Origin of the sequence: Streptococcus sp. HMSC056C01 (assembly GCF_001811305.1) — a bacterium.
Taxonomy (GTDB): domain Bacteria; phylum Bacillota; class Bacilli; order Lactobacillales; family Streptococcaceae; genus Streptococcus.
In genome coordinates, this window is the sequence record NZ_KV804209.1 from 245,645 (window position 1) to 264,008 (window position 18,364).

At 36.6% G+C, this 18,364-nt stretch carries 20 protein-coding genes and 1 pseudogene; all 21 read right to left on the reverse strand.

The genetic code is table 11. From position 1 onward, the window contains the following. Positions 1–6 precede the first annotated feature (6 nt). The 21 genes and pseudogenes from HMPREF2795_RS08185 to HMPREF2795_RS08275 all read right to left on the reverse strand — a co-directional run bounded on the left by HMPREF2795_RS08185 (position 7) and on the right by HMPREF2795_RS08275 (position 18,352). A complete protein-coding gene (locus tag HMPREF2795_RS08185) occupies positions 7–2,364 on the reverse strand; it encodes a VirB4-like conjugal transfer ATPase, CD1110 family (RefSeq protein ID WP_075228629.1) in 2,358 nt (785 codons plus the stop codon). Further along, positions 2,315–2,674, reverse strand: coding sequence for a PrgI family protein (locus HMPREF2795_RS08190; RefSeq protein WP_074324869.1), 360 nt, complete (start codon positions 2,672–2,674; stop codon positions 2,315–2,317). The genes HMPREF2795_RS08185 and HMPREF2795_RS08190 overlap by 50 nt, the downstream gene beginning before the upstream one ends. Before the next feature lie 53 nt (positions 2,675–2,727). Then, entirely contained in the window at positions 2,728–3,582 is an 855-nt protein-coding gene (locus HMPREF2795_RS08195) for a VirB6/TrbL-like conjugal transfer protein, CD1112 family (RefSeq protein ID WP_049512298.1), read from the reverse strand. 16 nt (positions 3,583–3,598) lie between these two features. Then, positions 3,599–3,841 (reverse strand): hypothetical protein, encoded by a 243-nt coding sequence (locus tag HMPREF2795_RS08200; protein WP_000627865.1) that lies wholly within the window; start codon positions 3,839–3,841, stop codon positions 3,599–3,601. Positions 3,842–3,861: 20 nt separating this feature from the next. Further along, positions 3,862–5,739: a VirD4-like conjugal transfer protein, CD1115 family gene (locus HMPREF2795_RS08205; protein ID WP_075228638.1), complete on the reverse strand. Its 1,878-nt coding sequence runs from the start codon at positions 5,737–5,739 to the stop codon at positions 3,862–3,864. After that, on the reverse strand, positions 5,739–6,227 hold the full coding sequence (locus tag HMPREF2795_RS08210) for a hypothetical protein (protein WP_075228630.1): 489 nt from the start codon (positions 6,225–6,227) through the stop codon (positions 5,739–5,741). Before HMPREF2795_RS08210 ends, HMPREF2795_RS08205 begins: the two co-directional genes overlap by 1 nt. Then, a complete protein-coding gene (locus HMPREF2795_RS08215) occupies positions 6,217–6,516 on the reverse strand; it encodes a hypothetical protein (protein WP_044727593.1) in 300 nt (99 codons plus the stop codon). Before HMPREF2795_RS08215 ends, HMPREF2795_RS08210 begins: the two co-directional genes overlap by 11 nt. 333 nt (positions 6,517–6,849) lie before the next feature. Further along, positions 6,850–7,437 (reverse strand): CPBP family intramembrane glutamic endopeptidase, encoded by a 588-nt coding sequence (locus tag HMPREF2795_RS08220; protein ID WP_075228631.1) that lies wholly within the window; start codon positions 7,435–7,437, stop codon positions 6,850–6,852. 2 nt (positions 7,438–7,439) lie between these two features. Next, entirely contained in the window at positions 7,440–7,673 is a 234-nt protein-coding gene (locus tag HMPREF2795_RS08225; RefSeq protein WP_000840776.1) for a hypothetical protein, read from the reverse strand. Positions 7,674–7,685: 12 nt separating this feature from the next. Continuing rightward, positions 7,686–8,066 (reverse strand): thioredoxin domain-containing protein, encoded by a 381-nt coding sequence (locus HMPREF2795_RS08230; protein WP_005589856.1) that lies wholly within the window; start codon positions 8,064–8,066, stop codon positions 7,686–7,688. Next, complete coding sequence (locus HMPREF2795_RS08235) at positions 8,059–8,508, reverse strand: hypothetical protein (RefSeq protein ID WP_075228632.1); 450 nt, start codon at positions 8,506–8,508, stop codon at positions 8,059–8,061. Before HMPREF2795_RS08235 ends, HMPREF2795_RS08230 begins: the two co-directional genes overlap by 8 nt. Further along, complete coding sequence (gene dcm, locus HMPREF2795_RS08240; RefSeq protein WP_075228633.1) at positions 8,492–9,850, reverse strand: DNA (cytosine-5-)-methyltransferase; 1,359 nt, start codon at positions 9,848–9,850, stop codon at positions 8,492–8,494. Before dcm ends, HMPREF2795_RS08235 begins: the two co-directional genes overlap by 17 nt. 99 nt (positions 9,851–9,949) lie before the next feature. Continuing rightward, a complete protein-coding gene (locus tag HMPREF2795_RS08245; RefSeq protein WP_075228634.1) occupies positions 9,950–10,729 on the reverse strand; it encodes a replication initiator protein A in 780 nt (259 codons plus the stop codon). Next, positions 10,726–10,899, reverse strand: coding sequence for a hypothetical protein (locus tag HMPREF2795_RS10665; protein ID WP_080982957.1), 174 nt, complete (start codon positions 10,897–10,899; stop codon positions 10,726–10,728). The genes HMPREF2795_RS08245 and HMPREF2795_RS10665 overlap by 4 nt, the downstream gene beginning before the upstream one ends. 424 nt (positions 10,900–11,323) lie before the next feature. After that, a complete protein-coding gene (gene imm40, locus HMPREF2795_RS11090) occupies positions 11,324–11,620 on the reverse strand; it encodes an Imm40 family immunity protein (protein ID WP_081478789.1) in 297 nt (98 codons plus the stop codon). A 111-nt stretch (positions 11,621–11,731) separates the two neighbouring features. Continuing rightward, a complete protein-coding gene (locus tag HMPREF2795_RS08250; RefSeq protein ID WP_000722156.1) occupies positions 11,732–13,744 on the reverse strand; it encodes a glucosaminidase domain-containing protein in 2,013 nt (670 codons plus the stop codon). Positions 13,745–13,958: 214 nt separating this feature from the next. Then, positions 13,959–14,405: a hypothetical protein gene (locus HMPREF2795_RS08255; protein WP_025171268.1), complete on the reverse strand. Its 447-nt coding sequence runs from the start codon at positions 14,403–14,405 to the stop codon at positions 13,959–13,961. Then, positions 14,386–15,297, reverse strand: coding sequence for a phosphodiester glycosidase family protein (locus HMPREF2795_RS08260; RefSeq protein ID WP_000670356.1), 912 nt, complete (start codon positions 15,295–15,297; stop codon positions 14,386–14,388). Before HMPREF2795_RS08260 ends, HMPREF2795_RS08255 begins: the two co-directional genes overlap by 20 nt. Beyond that, entirely contained in the window at positions 15,294–16,337 is a 1,044-nt protein-coding gene (locus HMPREF2795_RS08265; RefSeq protein ID WP_049548957.1) for a bifunctional glycosyltransferase family 2/GtrA family protein, read from the reverse strand. Before HMPREF2795_RS08265 ends, HMPREF2795_RS08260 begins: the two co-directional genes overlap by 4 nt. A 224-nt stretch (positions 16,338–16,561) precedes the next feature. Continuing rightward, the gene (locus HMPREF2795_RS08270) at positions 16,562–17,059 is read right to left on the reverse strand and encodes a YkgJ family cysteine cluster protein (RefSeq protein WP_049509707.1); all 498 of its coding nucleotides are present in this window, start codon (positions 17,057–17,059) and stop codon (positions 16,562–16,564) included. Positions 17,060–17,168: 109 nt separating this feature from the next. Further along, a pseudogene (locus HMPREF2795_RS08275) lies at positions 17,169–18,352 on the reverse strand (hypothetical protein). Positions 18,353–18,364 lie beyond the last annotated feature (12 nt).

Genomic DNA, 18,364 nt, shown 5'->3' on the forward strand with positions numbered 1-18,364 from the left:
TTCCCCTTAGTTAGAAGCCATTTTATCAGGATCTGTACTCATGATATCAAACAATTGTGTACCTTGAGGAATCTTATTCTTAAAGGGAACAACAACTGAACCAGCTTTTATCAGTCCAGCCCCTTTTTCTGGATTGACTAGGTATTTTTCGAGTTCTTTTGACAAGCCTAAGAGTTGAACCAATTCTTCTCGGTCATTTTTTGCTTGCTTGAGGAGAATCATAAATTCACTATTGGCAATAATCCGTCTACCATTTGGATCTAACAATAAAGTTTCGACATTTTGAGTTATTCCAGTCGGACTGGCTCCATATTTTCTGACACGACTCCACAATTTAAAGAAGAAGTCACTGGCATATTTATCTAATAAGAGAAGCTGCATTTCATCAAAATAAATCCAGGTCTTCTTCCCTAATTTTTGATTCCGTACGACGCGATTCCATATCTGATCAAAAACCACCATAAGGGCGATTTGTTTCAGCTCATCTCCTAACTTCTTAACGTTATAAATCAAGAAATTAGATCCTGTCTGAATATTGGTCTTATGAGAAAAAATATCAAGAGAACCTTCGACATATAGTTCCATATCAAGTGCCAAATTCTGCGCTTCTTCTTCTGGTTGTTGACTCAAGACAAAGACCCATTCTTCCAAAGAAGGCTCTTTAAATGACTGATAGGTCAGTCTGGTGACTCGGTCAATAATCGATTTTTCTCTTCCATCCATTTTTCTATCCAATAACTTGCCGATAAAGGATAAAAGAAATTCTGATTTTACCTTTACAGGATCTTCATCCATATTTTCTTCAGACAAGTCAAGAACATTGAGATAGGTTTGGGAATCAGGCGCAATATCAATCATTTCTCCACCAAAAGCCCGTCCAATCACACTGTACTCTGCTTCTGGATCAACGATGATAATTTCTGTATTCTCACCAGATTCTTTGATTTTTGTCGTGATAATCTCATGCTTGGTTGCCATGCCTTTACCAGCTCCAGATGTCCCTAAAATCAGACCAGACGGTGTATTTAATAGGCTACGATCAATGGTAATAATATTACTTGATATTTGATTGATACCGTAATATTTCCCATTACGGTCTTGTAAGTCTACTGAGGTCCAAGGTGAGTTCACTGCTATATTGGATGTTAATAAACTCCGTGATAAGCCCTCTAAAAAATCACAACCAAATGGCAGCAAACTATTAAAGGCTGCTTCTTGCATATATGGAAGTTTATCAATCATTAGGTCATTTGAGCCGGCCACTTGTTGAATAGTGTCTAGTGCTTGTTTGAGTTCTTCTTCATCCTGACCAAAAACACCAATCAAGAAGACTGTTTGAAATAGTTTATCTCCTGTCTCGGTCATGGTTTTTAAGAGTTCCTCAGCTTCATCGATATTGCTTTCTAATACATGACCTACTTTTTCCAAATAGATACCTGTACGAGCTAGTTTTTGTTGTTCCCCAATCTTTTGGGATTCCATCAAGGTCTTCTTTGTTCGAAGTTTCTTCATTGCATCCGCCTTGGTCGAACTTTGAGCATGGAGGCTCACAATCAATTCCAAATCTCCTTGCATGAGGTCTCTGATAAACTGATCTCCTAACTCCATACCGTAGTCTCTGACATAGACAATCTGTAATAAGCGGTCATTGATTTGTAGGTAATTCTTGTTTTTAAAATCCAAGAGATTAGGTGCTATGAAGTGACGAGTTGTCTGGCCAGATCTCGTTAAATCACGATAAGAAAAAGGAAGATGGTGTTCTCCTCTAAGCATATCTGCCAACAAGTTCACCCGTTCTTCTCCAGTCAAGGATCCAAATCGAGCATCAATTTCTGAGAAACCACTCTTGAAATATTCGCCTATTTGAGACAAGGAACGATAAGCTTGTTTGGGATTAGAATCCTTTCTACCAAAACTAATCAGTTTCACAGCCGAAAAGTTATTTTCACCACTATCTAAATTTTGATTCATCATCCGATTCAATTCTTTACGATAGCTATCGTACCCATCTTCTTTTTCCTCATACAAAACACTGTGTCTGAATTTTTCTAAATTCAATCTTTTATTAAAAATGGTCAATTGGAAGTTGGTTTGGTCATCTAAAGAGTTAATCAAATCAGAATACTTCTCAATGATTGCTCCCTTATCTTCTAAACCAACAGTCTGGTAATTGACATCACCAAGTAAATAGCTTTGTGAAAAATAATCTTCTTTTACCTGCATCAGACCATTTTGATACAAGGCTTGATAGGAAAGAGTATTAGCCGTTGATGGTAACACTTCCTCTTTTTTATCTTTAACTTCTTCCTTTTTATTAGTCGTTGAAGTTTTTTGTTTCTTTAATGTATTTGATTTTCTTTTCATGTTCAAGTCCTTTCTTTCCTGAAATTGTGCGTAGGGGTATCGTTAGTTCAAAATGAAGACGGTATTTCAAATAATGTTCAAAATATAAATCATTGGGTTTATAGACTCCAAAAAGCAAGAGGGGGATGGTAAAAGCAAACACAAAACCGTAAACAAACCAATCTCCAAATTGCCAGAAAAAGAGATTCAAGCCCAAAACAATAATTGTGACAATAAAGGCTGGTAAAACAAAGATGATTTGTCTTGTGGTGAAACCTAACCAAGCCCTGTGTTGGTATTTTGAGATGTCTTTAAAGACACGTGTATTCATGACTTTCCTTTCTAAAAAGGCTAAGAAGCAACCACTTCCTAGCCTTTATCTAATTACATACCTAAGATTGAGCGAGCCGTACGTTGAGAACCAACGAGGGCAATAATCAGTAAGATAGCTTGTACCAAACTACCAAACATAATCGCAAGTGATTGCAGGACTCCTGCACCATTTGAAACAGCTATTTTACCAGCAGATTCAAACAAAGGAACAAGAGAAACAATCAGAAAAATAAGAACCCCTTGTACCGCATAGACCATAATATTTTTTAAATAGCCTATACCAATAGACTTCCATTCATCACTTAAAAATGTTGGAATCGTAAGAGGGGCAAATGGGATCATAAGGTAGAGTTGAATAAATCGAATAGATACCAAAAGATTAACCATGGCTGCACTTACTATCCGAACAAGCCAAATGAGGAGGGCGAAAAAGCCCACAATCATCCGGCCAATAAATCCTGACCCTTTTAATCCAGAGAGTGTATCATACTTTGCCCCACCGTGAGCCACAATCGAGGCCACTTGTTCAATGGCATGACTCGCAATCCCGATGATGGCTTCTACAATGACGGTAGTGTTGGTAATTACAACTGCGACCATAATATAACTAATCAGCATTGGCGCTATGGCTTCAAAGGTCATCGCTCCACCAGAGTTAGCAATTTTCTTTGCCATCTTCGAAAACTCTAAGATGAGAACAACTGATAAAATCGCAACTCCAAGAGGCTGCATGACACTTTTAGTAATACTTGACATATAAGTCCAAACGGTTGGATTATAGCTAGATAGAGATTTAATCAGATCTACCGTAGATTGTAAATCCACATTAAATCCTTCAAATAAATTTTCAGCTGATATTTTTTCAGATGCAAGGTAAACAAAGGGTGAGACTAAACTAAGATTCATGTCATTGTTCATCCTCCTAAATTGAAATCTGGGTTACAAAGGCTCCAGCAGCCCCTACCATAACACCACCGACAATTTCAAGAATGGCATTCCGAACACCTGGTCCACCATCTTTAATATTGGTTGCAAGGTTGACAATCCCTACAACAACGAGAAAGGCACCAACCGCAATCAATCCCTTCTGTAACAAAGACATAGCTTGTGCAAACATAGCACTTGCGTCTACTCCATAAACAAAACCTTTAAAATGCGTAATCATCTATTTCCTCTTTTCTATTTTTATTTTAAACTAGATTCAAAAGTTAGATCACGAATTCTAAGGCCGTCAAGATGATTTTCTTGTCTTTGATTCAAAGGATTGATCTGATAGTTCCACCACCGTTCATCGGTTTCTTGATTGGCTAGGTATTTCCAGTTTGGATGCTTAGTGGAATTGTACTTTTTGCTTTTAAAGACAGGCATATTGGCAATTCGAACCAGGCATTCATGTCGTTTCATATTTCCGACTTCATCAGGTGTCATTAAATCACGAGCAATCTTTTGATGAGAAAGGGATCCTGAACCTGTCTGGCCAAAGGAACGACTAGTATTTCGAACATCAATGGTTTGTTTACCGAGTAAGCCACTCATAAATTTAAAGGTATCTTCATCATTCCCACCTAAGTATACTAAGCTATCACAGTTCCCAAGAATGGTTTTCCAAGCTTCTTTTTCTTTATAGAGTCCTTGAAGTTGGGCAATATTTTGAAGAATGGGAACGAGACTCATATTACGAGAACGAACTGTTGAGGTTTGTTCAGCAAAATCTGGAATTTCTCCGATATTTGCGAACTCATCTAAGTAAACTCTCACATGAAGAGGCAATTGACCCTTAAAATCAATATCTGCTTGTCTTGTTAGGGTTTGAAATACGGTTGAAAAAAAGAGGGCTGAAAGAAAGCGAAAGGTACTATCGTTATCTGGGATAACTAAGTAAACCATTGATTTTTCCTTGCCCCATGTCTTCATATCAAGGGTATCTCTTTTGGTCAAATCCATGACACTTTGAATATTGAAGAGGGCAAATTTCGCAGTGGTTACAGCTATAACAGAATCCAGAGTCTTATCCTTATAATTTTGGAAATCTGCCCAATTTCGCATGGTAAAATTTTCAGTCCCATACTTTTTAGCATAATTTTCAAATAGAATTTCTAAGACACTTTTTTCTTGGTTTTCACCCTTGGATAAGTGTTTAATGAGTTTTGAGATTTCAGCAAAACTTGGATAACGCCCTCGTTTTTTTCGCTCTTCCACTTCTTTTTTTTGACGTTTCAACAAGTTTTGGTATTCCTTTTGACTCAAACGACTTTCTTCTATGAGCTGTTCTCTTGTTTTAGGTGGATTATAGAAATCGATCAAGTAAGAGGCTAAAGCTCGTACCAAAGTCATAGAAGCTTCATCCCAAAATGGATCACTACGAGAGCCAGAGCCTTTGGTGTTATTGAAATAAACCGTCAGCATGCGATTCAAATCATTTTCTGTCTCTATATAGCGAAAAGGATTGAAGCCATCTGAGTTCTTCATATTGACTAAATCTAGCACCTTTACTTGGTAGCCATGTTCTAAAAAGAGTTTGCCTGTTTTTTCGGCCAAGTGATCTTTAGGATCCACTACAATATTAGAACTATTCATTTGAATCAGATTGGGTTTCACAAAGCGAAATGTCTTCCCACTTCCTGAACCTCCAATCACCGCAATATTCTTATTTCTATCATATTGGGGTGGTTTTTTATCTAATAATGTCAAACGAACATCTTGTGCTAAGATCGTATCATGAGAAAATTCCTTACCATAAAAGAGCTTCTTTTCTTTTAGAGTTCCAAAACGGGCGCTCCCGTATTCTACCCCTTCTCGGTATTGTTTTTTACCAGTCTCTAGATAGAGATAAACCAGCAACATCATCAGAAAGCCTAGTAGAAAAAAAGCACTTGATTTTCCAGTAAAAGAAACATTCCATGGCGACTGAAGAACTTCATCTTGACCTTCCATCAGAAGATGAGTCCATTTATCTAAGCTATTTCCAGTATAGGAATCATACAAAAGCGTCAAACGATGAAAAAGATAGCCTAGTAAGATGCCTAACAGTGAGAATAGTAGGAATTTCTTTCCACTGTACATCATCTCACCATCTCTTTCTGTTTGACGGCCCCTTCTTGTATAAAGGTAATTTGGGATTTAGCCTCATCAATTGCATCGTCTAATGACTTATCCATGGTAAAATCAGCTAATTTCTCCGGATCATTAATCATTTTTTCTAGCAGATGGTCTAAATGATGGTCTAGAATCGAACGGTCTTTCGTGTAGAAATGCAGAGAATCCCCTTGCCAAGCAATGGCTAAAGGAATCTCTTCTTTTTCTAAAAAAGCTTTAAATTTCTCTATATCAATTGGTTTGTCTAAAAAATCTTTTTTCAGATTAATCGTATCAATCGCATAGGGAGATTGTAGCAATTCTTCTAATTTCTGTACTCCTATCTTATAAGCGGAATCCTGTGCTAAAGCCTGACATCTAGACCATTCTAGAATCTTTAAGAGACTTTTGACAGTGAATAAAAGACTACGCTCTGCATATTGAACTGCCATTCGTTCCTGTTGTTCAGAGGACATCTGATGCCTCCTTCTTAACAAATAGCAGCTTTCCTTCTTTATAACGATAAGCTATCAATTTCTGACGTTGCTTAATCGACTTGACAACCTTCAGTAGATCTCTCGAATAAGGTTCTCGAAGAGTGACTTCTACTGCCTTCCCATCAAAGATACCAACACGTTTAAATTCAATGTAGTCTTTTTTGAGATGTCCTAAGCCCATACCAAAAGGAAAGTGATGAATCAATTGGATGGTACAACCACCTTTATTTCCCATTTGTTTCAAATCATACAAGTTTACTACCTTCATAATTAACTCCTTTATCTAGTTTGTCGCATCGTTTAAGTCTGGTAACGATAAACTCCGTGTCTGTTAGAAAATTCTCACACACGTCTTGTGCCAGTTGCCCTTCACAGGGAAATACTCTCAGTCCCTACTTACACAGGCACGCTAATCAAGACGGAGTGGATTCAATTTTCAAAGAACAGGTAGCTTTATTATAGATAAGAGTAGTTGAAATTTTTATCACATTTCTTATTTTTCTGTCGAGCTAAATTCATATTAATCAAAGAGTTTGAAATAAAAGACTAACATTGTTACATAACGTTAGCATTTCATTTCCCTAAAACAAGCTAATTTGGTCTAAAAAAGCAGCAAACTATAAACTAGTAGGTTCCACACCAAATGTAGCCCCATACTGCCCCATAAGTCCGATTTATAGCGTACCATCCCTAAAAACATCCCAAGTGAAACATATAAACACCAAGCTAGAATGGTTCCTGGATGATGTACTAAGGCAAATAAAACACTTGTCAACGCAACTCGAATATCTAATTTTCTGACCAAATTCCATAAAATTTCTCTATACAGAAATTCTTCAGCCATACTCGCATTGATTAAGAACAATAAAAATGAAAACCAAGGCACTTGATGTTGAAGTCCAATTAAGTTTGCTTGATTCGTGGTTCCTTGAGCATGGATTAGGCTAAAACATAGACTTATAATCAGTAGGCTAATGAATCCAATACCAAGCCATTTCATCCTAGATTTCATATTGACCTTATGAGCTTGTTTGCGTTGGCCATACATCCATAAAAAAGAAATGAGCGACGCTCCATAGAGAATCTGTAGTATAGTTAACTCACCGATACAAAGAAATTTCAGTAAGTATAGAGATACCAATAGGACATTTACTTGTTGGAATATATAAACTGGAATGATTCTTTTCATAGTTACCTCCGAAATAAATCTTCATAATCTAAATCTAATACCTGCACAATTCTTTCTACCCATGGACTTTGAGGCATTCGTTGTTCCATCTTGTAGTGGCGTATCTTTTGATACAAACGGTTCAATTCACTTGGATAGTGAAACTCTCCCGCAAACATTTTTCTGGTTAACTCAATCCAGCTAATATTTCTTTCAGCCAAAATAATGGACAAGTTCTCCCAAAATCGTTCAGCCATATTGCTTCTCCTTTAGTTAGATAAATAATGTGTTTGTGCCATGTAAATCAATTGTTTCGTATCTCTTGGCAATAAAGCTCTAGCTTCCTCCAAATTTAGATTTGGATAAACTCTTTTATTCGAAACCGCAAGAGGAAGTCTGATGGTTAGTTCAGGATTTTTTAATATCATTTCAATGAAATCCGTTAATCTTAAATTGTCACGGTTCTTAAATCGTAATAAATTGGGAGATAAAAACTCAAAACAATCTGAAGAATAGCTCATCATCTCAATTAATTTATCCCTTGTCATTTCAGAAATCGAATGACAGGATACCTCAATGCCATAGTTTTGGAAGAATTCTAAAAGAAGTTGATTTCTTTGGCTATTTTTACTTAGATAGAGATCAATCATGGGAGACCTCCCAAAGATTCGGTTCCATTTGATATTCTGAAACGATTAAGGAATCTAATAAATTTGAGAAGTTAACTGATTTCTTGTCTTCATCATAAGCTTTTACAGTTACCTGGGTTGTAAGTATTCCCTCTTTTCCCTCGGCTCGATAGCCTTGCCCATATAAAACAAAAACAAGATTATGATTATCATCTATAAAGGCATCAGCTCCATTCTTTATATCCTGACTTTCAAGGAATTCCATAATGTTTTGAAGATAGGATTCATAAAATAGTGGGTAATTGTGTTTTTTATGGTAATCATCTAAAAATGTCACCTCAAACTCACATGGATAATTAGGCATTAAAAATATTTGTTCATCCAGCTGTTTGATTTCTCCGTCATGTAATTCTATTTCTAATTCATCACAATCTAGTATTGATTCTTTATTTAATGCTTTCATCTTTTTCCTCTATTTCTTTTAATTTCTTTGCGATTGCGGCAATCACAGGTACGGTTACACTATTACCAGCTTGTTTATAGAGCTGACTATTACTAGAGACTTTTCTAGCAGCTTCAAAAGCCCAATCAGGAAATCCCTGCAGGCGGAAACACTCTTTAGGGGTGATTCGTCGTATTCTCAAACGGTAAAATTGTCCATCTATTAAGACACCGGCTACATGGTAAACTTGCTTATCTTCTCCTTCATAGCTAGCCACTACTACTCCCATTTGACCACCAGTTGTCAAAGTATTCGCTATACCTTTTCCAACTCTACCACGCCGATACTGAGAACTTGGTCTTTCTAAATTGATTGAATCTCCTATTTCTGCTTGAGCATACCCTTTTTTAGTTGCTTCCCTGATTTTTAGAAAATGGATTGGTTCTGGGATCAGTATTTTGGGAATTTTATCTCCACCTTGCATCGTAGTTAGTGTTGGAGATAAGCCCTCACTTCCATAGACGCGACCAGTTTCCTTAAAGCTAGTTGGTAAATCTCCAACAACGACAATACCATGGCGATCCTGAGTATTTAAAGTAAACATTGGCTCTTGATTATCCTTGAAACGTCTACCATTTTGTCTTTTTTCTAATCTGTCTGGTGTCATACAAGGAATCGCAACTTTAAATCCTTCTCCTTTTCCACGAACTAAGGTTGGTGCAAGACCTTCTGAATAATACACTTTACCGCTCATGCCACTTTTTGATGGATTCAAATTCCCTATTGTTTTTAAAGTCTCAGAGTTAGTTGCTTGACCTTCTCGTCTGAAAGGAAATAAGAGTCTGGTACCTTTCTTTCTAGAATGTCCGATAATAAACACCCTCTCTCTGTTTTGGGGAACGCCAAAATCCTTACTGTTAAGCACCTGCCACTCAACATCAAACCCCAACTCATCAAGTGTGGTAAGAATTGTGGTGAACGTCCGTCCCTTATCGTGATTGAGTAGGCCTTTAACATTTTCAAGAAAAAGAAAACGTGGTTGGATTTGTTTGGCCGCCCGAGCAATTTCAAAGAACAAAGTTCCTCTAGTATCTTCAAATCCCAATCGTCTTCCTGCGATTGAAAATGCTTGACAAGGGAATCCCCCACAGATGACATCGACCTTCCCTCTAAGTTTTTTAAATTCGTCATCTGAAACATCTCGTATGTCATGAAATTCTATTTCTCCTTCCGTTTGAAAAATGGACTTATAAGATTCTCTAGCAAATTTATCAATCTCACAAAATCCAATACACTCGTGTCCAACACTTTCCATTCCAAGCCGAAATCCGCCTATACCTGAAAATAAATCAATAAATCTCATTTCTTTATCACCCCTTTCTGATCGACTATCAATGTCCAAAGTGTCACACCACTTGAAATGACAATGAGCATAACTAATATCCACTCGATTGGCGACATTTTAACCACCTCCTTTTCTAACACGATTATTCCAAACGGAATACAAGCCGTTAAACACAAATTCAGCAAGTACTTCCGCTCGTCTAACAAAGCGAACATTGTCAAGAGCATACTGATAGATTCTCTCAAAATCAGTCATAGCAATCTCACTGGCTGTTTCAGAAAAACCCTCTCGTCTAAATTGTTCTTGTACCAATCCCCAAATATAATCTCGATCATATTTTGTGACCTTTTCTACTTTTCTTCTCAAGATAGGTTGAAAGTTCCTCTCTTCCTCATCCTCAATAAATAAAGAATCAGTCTCACTATATTTAGTCTCACTAACTTCAGTCTCACTAGGGGCTGAATGTGAGACGGGGGCCGTTTCATTTTCAACCTGCCCTAGTCTTTTTTTAACACTAGGCCTGTTTGAACTAGCTACTGGGCTAGAAGATAATTCCCCTAAATAAATCTTATTAGCTAGTCTTCCTTTCTCACTTGAAGACTGTTGGACTTCATCAATTAAGTCATATTCTTTAAGAGTTTTTTTGATGGACAGTAATTTTGACTTCGAACAACCTAACAGCCTCATCAGTTTAGAATTAGAAAATACTAAATAAACCGCGCCTTCTTCATCTATCCAACCACGACTGAGAGATAATTCTAAACGATCTTTTAAAATAGAATAAGCCACCTTTACTTCTAGTTTCATATCCATATATTTCTCATCCTCAAAAAGAATTTTAGGTAATTTATAATACCGTTCTGAAGTTTGATATTGATTTGCGGTAATTCGTTTCATAGAGCTCCTCCAAGTTCTTTGAGTATTAAATCTCCACTTGATTCCAATCGAACCAAGCCACTTTTTTCTAATTCAGCCATAAGAGTGATGGCCTCAACAATATCAATTCCCATTTCACGTACTAAAAATGAAATGACAATATAGCGTGATGATTGTAATTCTTTTGTCATTTTTCCTCCAGAAAATAAAAAAACGGAAAGATTGTGAAATTCCTTTCCGTAACATAATAAATATTTGAACACCAAACTCAACACCAAAAAAATGTTTTTATTGATGATTATTGCTCAATCAAGCACATATAACAATGTGAAGAATTAAAATCTAAACCAATAAAAACCCTTGAATTCCAAGGGTTTTAAGTATTTATTCTACTTCACAATGTTTTATTATTTTAAATCTTCTAGACCAACCATTGAATAGTTGCCATGAGAGTATAATTCCTTTCTCTTATTGGATTTGTATCTATTTTTCCAGTTTCAAAAATTAAATACAAATCTTTTTCTAAAATAAATCACTGTCTTTTATTATAACATGATTTCTCGTATTTGACGCTTGATTCAATGCCGATTGTAAAATGTTTTCTAAGTGAATCAGTCACAAATGAAATTCCTCATTGTCTAAAACGATTGAAAAATAAGAGTGTTCACCATGATTTTTAACATAGTTGCTGATATACTTTTCTGTTTGGAAAATGGATTCACTGCTATCAATAGTTGGATCTTGTTTCTCGTAATACCAATTATCATAAGTATGTGTCAATTGGCCATTCTTGTAGCAAAAAGCATCCCCACCTAGTATAATTTGATTATTGGCTTTGAGATTATTAAGTAAGTCTGGGATTACTGAATAATCATAAGCGTATGCATCAATTCCTAAGTCACGTAAATCAATTCCTCATTTATTTCTATTCTCGAAATTCTGCTTCACAAAGTTCATTTTTCAAGTTTTCTTGATAAGCAAAATCGATAACCACTATACAGTCGTTATCGATTTTAATGATTTTTAATCTTTTTCACCAAGCTTGCTGTTAATTGACATCATGATGCTTGCAATTTTTTCTCCCCAGTATGGATCTGAAGCATAAAGGACATTCATACCTGATGATTTATTTCCTAGGTATGTTCTCCCATTATCGATGTAATTTTCGCGAATCCACTTGGCTGCACCTAAGATACCCTTATCAACATCGTCAAAGCTTTTAGCTGAATCATATGGCGTTGTATCATAAGCAGCGATACCAAAGAAGTTATTTTTATCCTTAGCAATTTGGCTACGTCCCCATGAACTTTCAAGAGCACTATGGGCGATTAGATAGAGAGCGTTGATCTGATAGCGTTCTTCAGCTTCTTTAAAGATTGCACCCTTACCTGCCAGACGACTTCCCTTGATATTCATAAGAGAATAGACTTTATCTAATTCTTCAGCTGTGTAATTGCTTGGTTTTCTTAAATCTCTAAATAAGAAAGGATTTTCAACTGTAAAGTTTTCAAAATTGATACCATCAGCTGAATAGTATTTTTTGCCAATTGCCATTGATGAACTATGAGGTGCTACACGGATACTTGCGTATGGTGACAATTCATGGTAGAGATAGTTACCATCAGTGGCATAGTGAGGAATAAAGTCACTATCAGAGCTGACTGCTACTAGATCACTCTTGTTCATATATCCTGAAAGACCTGAAATTTTGACTGGAAGTCGACCGTCTTTGGCTTCTGCTCCATCAATCGCTACAATACTTCCTTGCGAAATATAGCTGAGTTTCTCACCAGAAGCGCTATATACATTTGCTGTAATTGGTTTTACTTTATAGTATGCTGCTGTATCAGAAATCCATTTCCCATTGCTTTGGAACGTATAGTCTTTCCCGTTAATGGTGAAGTTACCAGTTACATAAGCTCCGTCTTCTTTTAGATAATACCAAGCATTGTAGTCCTTATCGAAAATCCATTCATTTTTGGCCATATAACCAAAAGGTTTGAGATAGTAAGAACCTACCCATTGATTTTCAGCATAGGTGCCGTCTGATTTGAGATAGAACCAGCTCTTGAATTTTTCATCGAAAATCCATTCACTTTTGGCCATGGCCCCACTATCTTTTAGATAGTATTTCTCTTTCCATTGGCTACTTAACATGACACCGTCTTTATTAAAATAGTACCATGAACCGCTGATTTTCTCCCACTTGTCGCGAATAATTTTTCCTGATGCTGTAGCATAATACCACTTATCTTCGAGTTTTGCCCAGGCATTTTCCGCCATAGCTCCACTAGTCTTGAGAAGATAGTCTTTATAAATAGTAGCACTTAGCATGACACCAGATTCATCAAATCGATACCATTGTCCATCAATCTTTGCCCACTTGTCACGATTGATTTTTCCTTCTTGATCGCCGTAGTACCATTTATCACCAATTTTTACCCAGCTATTTTCAGCTAAGACACCACTTGCTTTGAACAGATAATCATCGTAAACTGCATTGCTGATCATGATACCATTTTCATCGAATCGATACCAAACACCCGCTATCTTTTTCCAATTATTACGAGTAACTTTCCCGTCCTCAGTGGCATAATACCATTGGTTGTCAATTTTTACCCAAGAAGATTCTGCCAAAGCACCGCTATTATTCAATAGGTAATCATTAAAAATAGTATTACTAAGCATGATGCCATCTTGATTGAAATAGTACCAGACTCCTGCTATTTTTTTCCAATTTGAAACGGGCTGATTATCCTCATAATAACGCCATTGGTTATTTTCTTTTTGCCAACCTTCTTTGTTAACTACTTCTACTACTGTTTCTTTTGAAGGTTTTTCTTTGGTCTCTGGAGTTTGAGAAGTTGCTTTTTCAGCTTCGCTTTGATTTTTCTTCTCATTGCTTACTGTATTGGTAGCAATCTTTTCTGATGATTGAACATTATTGGTAGCTTGAGAATCCTCGGCATAGACGGTCGTTTTTGCAAAACCTGCCATAGAGAGGGCAACTGTACTTGCCAGCAATATTTTTTTCATTCTTTTCTCCTTACGAATACCTAGATATTGTATTTGGTGTTTCTATATATTGTGTAAAAAACAGTATTTATCCACTATATTATACAATATTCTGTTAAATATAAAAGTAGTATCTTTCAGAAGAAAAGAACTTGTAATATTTTTAAAATATTTTAGAAATAAAAATCAATAAAAAGTAGTCGAACATAAGTTGAACGACTACTTTTTTATAACATTATACCTGACTGTAGACTTCTTTGCGATTCGTTTTGGTTGCTTTAGGAGAATTATTCCAAAGGTTTGGATTGATGAAAATAGTGACGATCGCTAGTATTGCAAACCCAATCCCAACGTACCAGTAGGGTGCATCCAAGGTTGTTGAGCGTCCAGAAAGATTGACAATCCCGCGGAAAAGTATCCCTGCCGTAATAATCGCTACTGCCGAATTCCATAGATTTAGACTAATACGAGAGAAATGTGGGAGAACCTGGAGAAAGATTGCTAGTAGAATTCCTCCAATAAGAGGTACTGCAAATAAATAGTGCATATGAATAGAAGTTTCTCCAAAGCTGAATGCTTCGTAAATTCTAGAAAATGCAAAGAAGAAAATAGTGATTAGTGTATAAGAAATGACCGTTTTTTTAAATCGTTTTTTGCTAAAATTAGTAACCGATGTAGACAATGTCACTCACCGCCCTTTCTGAAATTTTGTTTCCACCAGTCGTTGGTTTATTGATAACCTGACCGTTGAAGTAAAGTGTAGATGATCCACCACCATCAAGGTTGTAGGCTGTTTTTGCTCCATATGATTTCATGACCTCAGCAAGCTGATAAAGAGAGAGACCTTCACTTTCAGAGGTACGTCCATCTGAAACCACGATGATATAGTGGTTTTCATCGATAATACCAATAGCTGTACGAGGATTTGAAGCCATGGCCTGTCCTACTTCTGTATTGGTATCAACTGCAATCTCACCATTTTCGACCAAGGCTGGTCCAAAAGCCAAGAGATTGACGACACCGTCATTTACTAGTTGCTCAGCTGAGATTTGATCTTCGTAAATAACCTTGAAAGAGCCGTCTTTATAAATAGCTAGGTCGCCATTACTAGAATCTTCACGAACAGTATCACGATAAACTACTCCATTACGGATAACATAACCTGTAGAGTTAGCACCATAGTAGTCCCCGTTTACCGCTAAAATGGCATTGTTGTCAGCTGCGGTAACAGAGGTTTTTGCAGTTACATTAGTTCCGTAGGCATTTTGAGCGAAGGCAGTTTTCAGATAATCCGATGAGCTCAGAGAAATATCAGCAACGTAGACTTGGGTATTATTGACCGTCGTTTCAGACAAATTGACAGTAATATTGTCATCTTTATAACTAGAGTCAGTGACAGTAGCTGTCTTAGCAGCTTGACTTGCTGCTGCTGCATTGGAACTTGTGCTAGTTGTAGCAACTGTCGAGATAGTTTCAGCGAGGACAAAGGTCTTTAGCATTGAGTAACTAAAGGATCCTGTCAAGAGTAGGCCAATAACTGAGGCGTAAGCATAGCGTTTCTTTAAAAATTTCATAATACAGTTGATGTCCTTTCCTTAAAGATGAATTTCTTCTGAACTGTCCAAGAGACAGCGAAGAGAAGGATGCCGACGATAACTTTAGCAATCAGAAGGTTGATACCAAAGACTGTAAAGAAGAGACGAATCAGTAGCGTGTCTAAGACAAAGAGTCCAACTGCTAGACCAAAGTATCCCATCCCTGTTTTCACAAGGCTATCGTCATTTTTAAAGACTAGTTTCTTATTTGTAGAATAGTTGAAAATAGAGCTAGTCACACGAGCTACTCCGTTTGCTAGAAAGATTCGTAGACTCGTCGGAACTGTCGGTAAAATCAAGATTGCTAGAGCGTAAACGACATAGTCTACAACAAAGCTACTAAGAGATGATAAGGCAAATTTAAAGATATTTTTATAAATCATGAGCCCGTCTTGGATTGGGCGGAAGTGTGAAGCCTCATTGTCATTAATATAGACAGTTTCAATAGGAACTTCTAAAATCTCATATTCTTTTGTTGCTTCGAGCAACATATTCATTTCATATTCGTAACGTTGGCCTTCAATCTTAAGCATAAACGGTATCAAGTTTGTAGTAAAAGCACGAAGACCTGTCTGCGTATCTGTTACTCCAACTCCTGTTTGAAGCTTAAAGAGAGCTTTGGTTAAGCTGTTACCAAAACGGCTACGAAGAGGAACTTTTCCAGAAAAGGCACGTACACCTAAGATTAGCTTATTTGGATTTTCGGAAGCTTTATTAGCCGTGCGGAAAATATCCCATACCTTGTGCTGTCCATCCGCATCTGCTGTGACAACCGTACCATAAATGTTTTGTTCTTGGATATAAGTAAAGGCTGTTTTTAGAGCCTGCCCTTTACCTTGGTTCACTTGGTGACGAATGACAGTAGCAAATTGTTTTGCTTTATCAAAGATTTTTTGGCACTTTGATGAACTGCCGTCGTCTATGACTAAAATATGAAAATCACTCTTTTCATGAATTTTTTCGATGAGTTTGATAAGTTTATTATCTGGTTGATAAGCTGGAATGACTATGTAGTTCATATCGATACCTCTTTCTTTGGTGATGGTATAACTATACAGAATATCGCTTAAAAATACCTTATATCAGTTTTCTTTAAGATAAGGTTTAAAAAACTTTAAGCTTAAAGAAAAGACTTATCAATTAATAAGAAATTTAGTTTGAATTTTCAGATAAAAATAAATATACAAAAATCCCCAAATAGTAACTGTATTTGAGGATGAATCTTATCATACAATGAGAGTACTTAGTCTATTTTCTCTCTTAATCTTTCAACAAAGAGATAAGCTGCGGGGCAGGTTAGAGTATTTTTAATAGTAAGATTATTGATTTGGTAAATCTTCTTACGGTCAGTATGTGGAAATTCACGACAGGCTTTTGGACGGACATCGTAGATGGAACAGAGATTATCGCCTCCTAAGAAGGGACAAGGCATTGACTTAAAGACTTTATCACCGTCTTCATCTACTTGCAAAAACTCAGCTTCAAAGGCTGGCAATTTCATTTTAAAGTATTTTGCGATACGTGTGATATCTGCTTCTTTGAAGTCTGGACCAAGACTCTTACAGCAGTTAGCGCAGGCTGTACAATCAATTTCAGTAAAAACTTCTTGATGGATTTCAAGGGCAATTTTATCCAAATTTTTAGGTGCTTTCTTTTTCAGATTTCCTAAAAACTTCCGATGCTCTTTTTGTTTTTGCAAGGCTAGTTGGTGATAATATTCGATATCGATTTCTTTTGACATAGTTTCTTTCTATTTTTTTAATGTTGACACAAACATTTTTAGTTTATACATAAAATAAATTATGTAAAATACTTTTAAGACTAATTTTAACAATAATGAGTCTATCCATTCAGGACGAAACTATCATTCTTTCTAAAAAAGGTTTGATGCAGTTGGTTAAAATGCCTTCTATCCAAGATTTTTGTGCGGACGATAGATTTTCCGCATCTAAACATTCCTTTAGAAAATCACGTACCTGATCAGGTGCTATTTCAAATTCAAAAGCCTTCATTTTGTAGAAAAAGTCAAACAAAGTGTTAGAGAGATAGTCAGTTGAAAATGGGATTTCTCCAGTTTTTCGATACATGATTAGAAGTCGGGAAAAGCGAGCTTTTTCTTCGGGTATATCCTTAAAATAAGAGTTAAGCAACCAGACTTGCTTTTGTTTTCTTTCAAGAGGATCTTGACTAGCAATGCGTTGATCCTTTTCGAGTTCTCTTTGGTACTGTTTTGATTTTATAGAACGTTCTGTCCGATTTTTACCGAAGAGAATCTTTTCCCACTGGCGCTCTTCTAGTGTCAGTGTTTCGCTCAATCCAAAGTAATCCTGGTAGGCACGTTCAGCTGGTCCCATTGCTAGAACCAGGTTATCCGCATATTGTTTAGCAATCTCGTCTCGCTTCTTTCGTTCCTTTTCAGCCTTGATGCGAAGTTCCTGCTCATAGTCAATTTTTTCTTTTCCTAGTTTAACAAGATAGAGCTGATCGTCAGATTTTCCAAGTAGAAAGGGTTTGATAAATTTTTCAAGGACTTCCTCCATACGAGCTTTCTTCAAAGGCTCTGCCCTACTCCAACTTCCACCTTGAAAAACTTCCAAAAAGAGTTGATAATCCTTTTCTGGTGAAAATTGATTACCTCGATTTGACTTAAAAGCTCCCTTTTCCCATAGCCAGTTGATTAGTCGCTCATCAAAATCTGTTTTATTAACTCGAATGGCTTCTTTTTTCTGGGCCTTTCTGGTTAGATTTTCAAGCTTTCTGAGAAGTTTTTCTTCCTCTTCTAGCTGTTGATCTAGGCTAATTCTTTGGAAATGACGCACACAGTCACTCCCAATGGGAAAAGTCGTTTGCCAGTAACTCCGTTAAAAAGTTCATAAGCATACTTAATAGCATTACCGCAGACACAATTGCTTCGACCGATTCCATTAAAAATCAAGGAAACTTCACTCCATTGTTTGGTAGCTTGTTCCCAAGTATCGGCTTTAGAGGCCTCTAAAACTGCATCATATAAGTTTTTTCTAACAGGAATGGACATGATGCCTCCTTT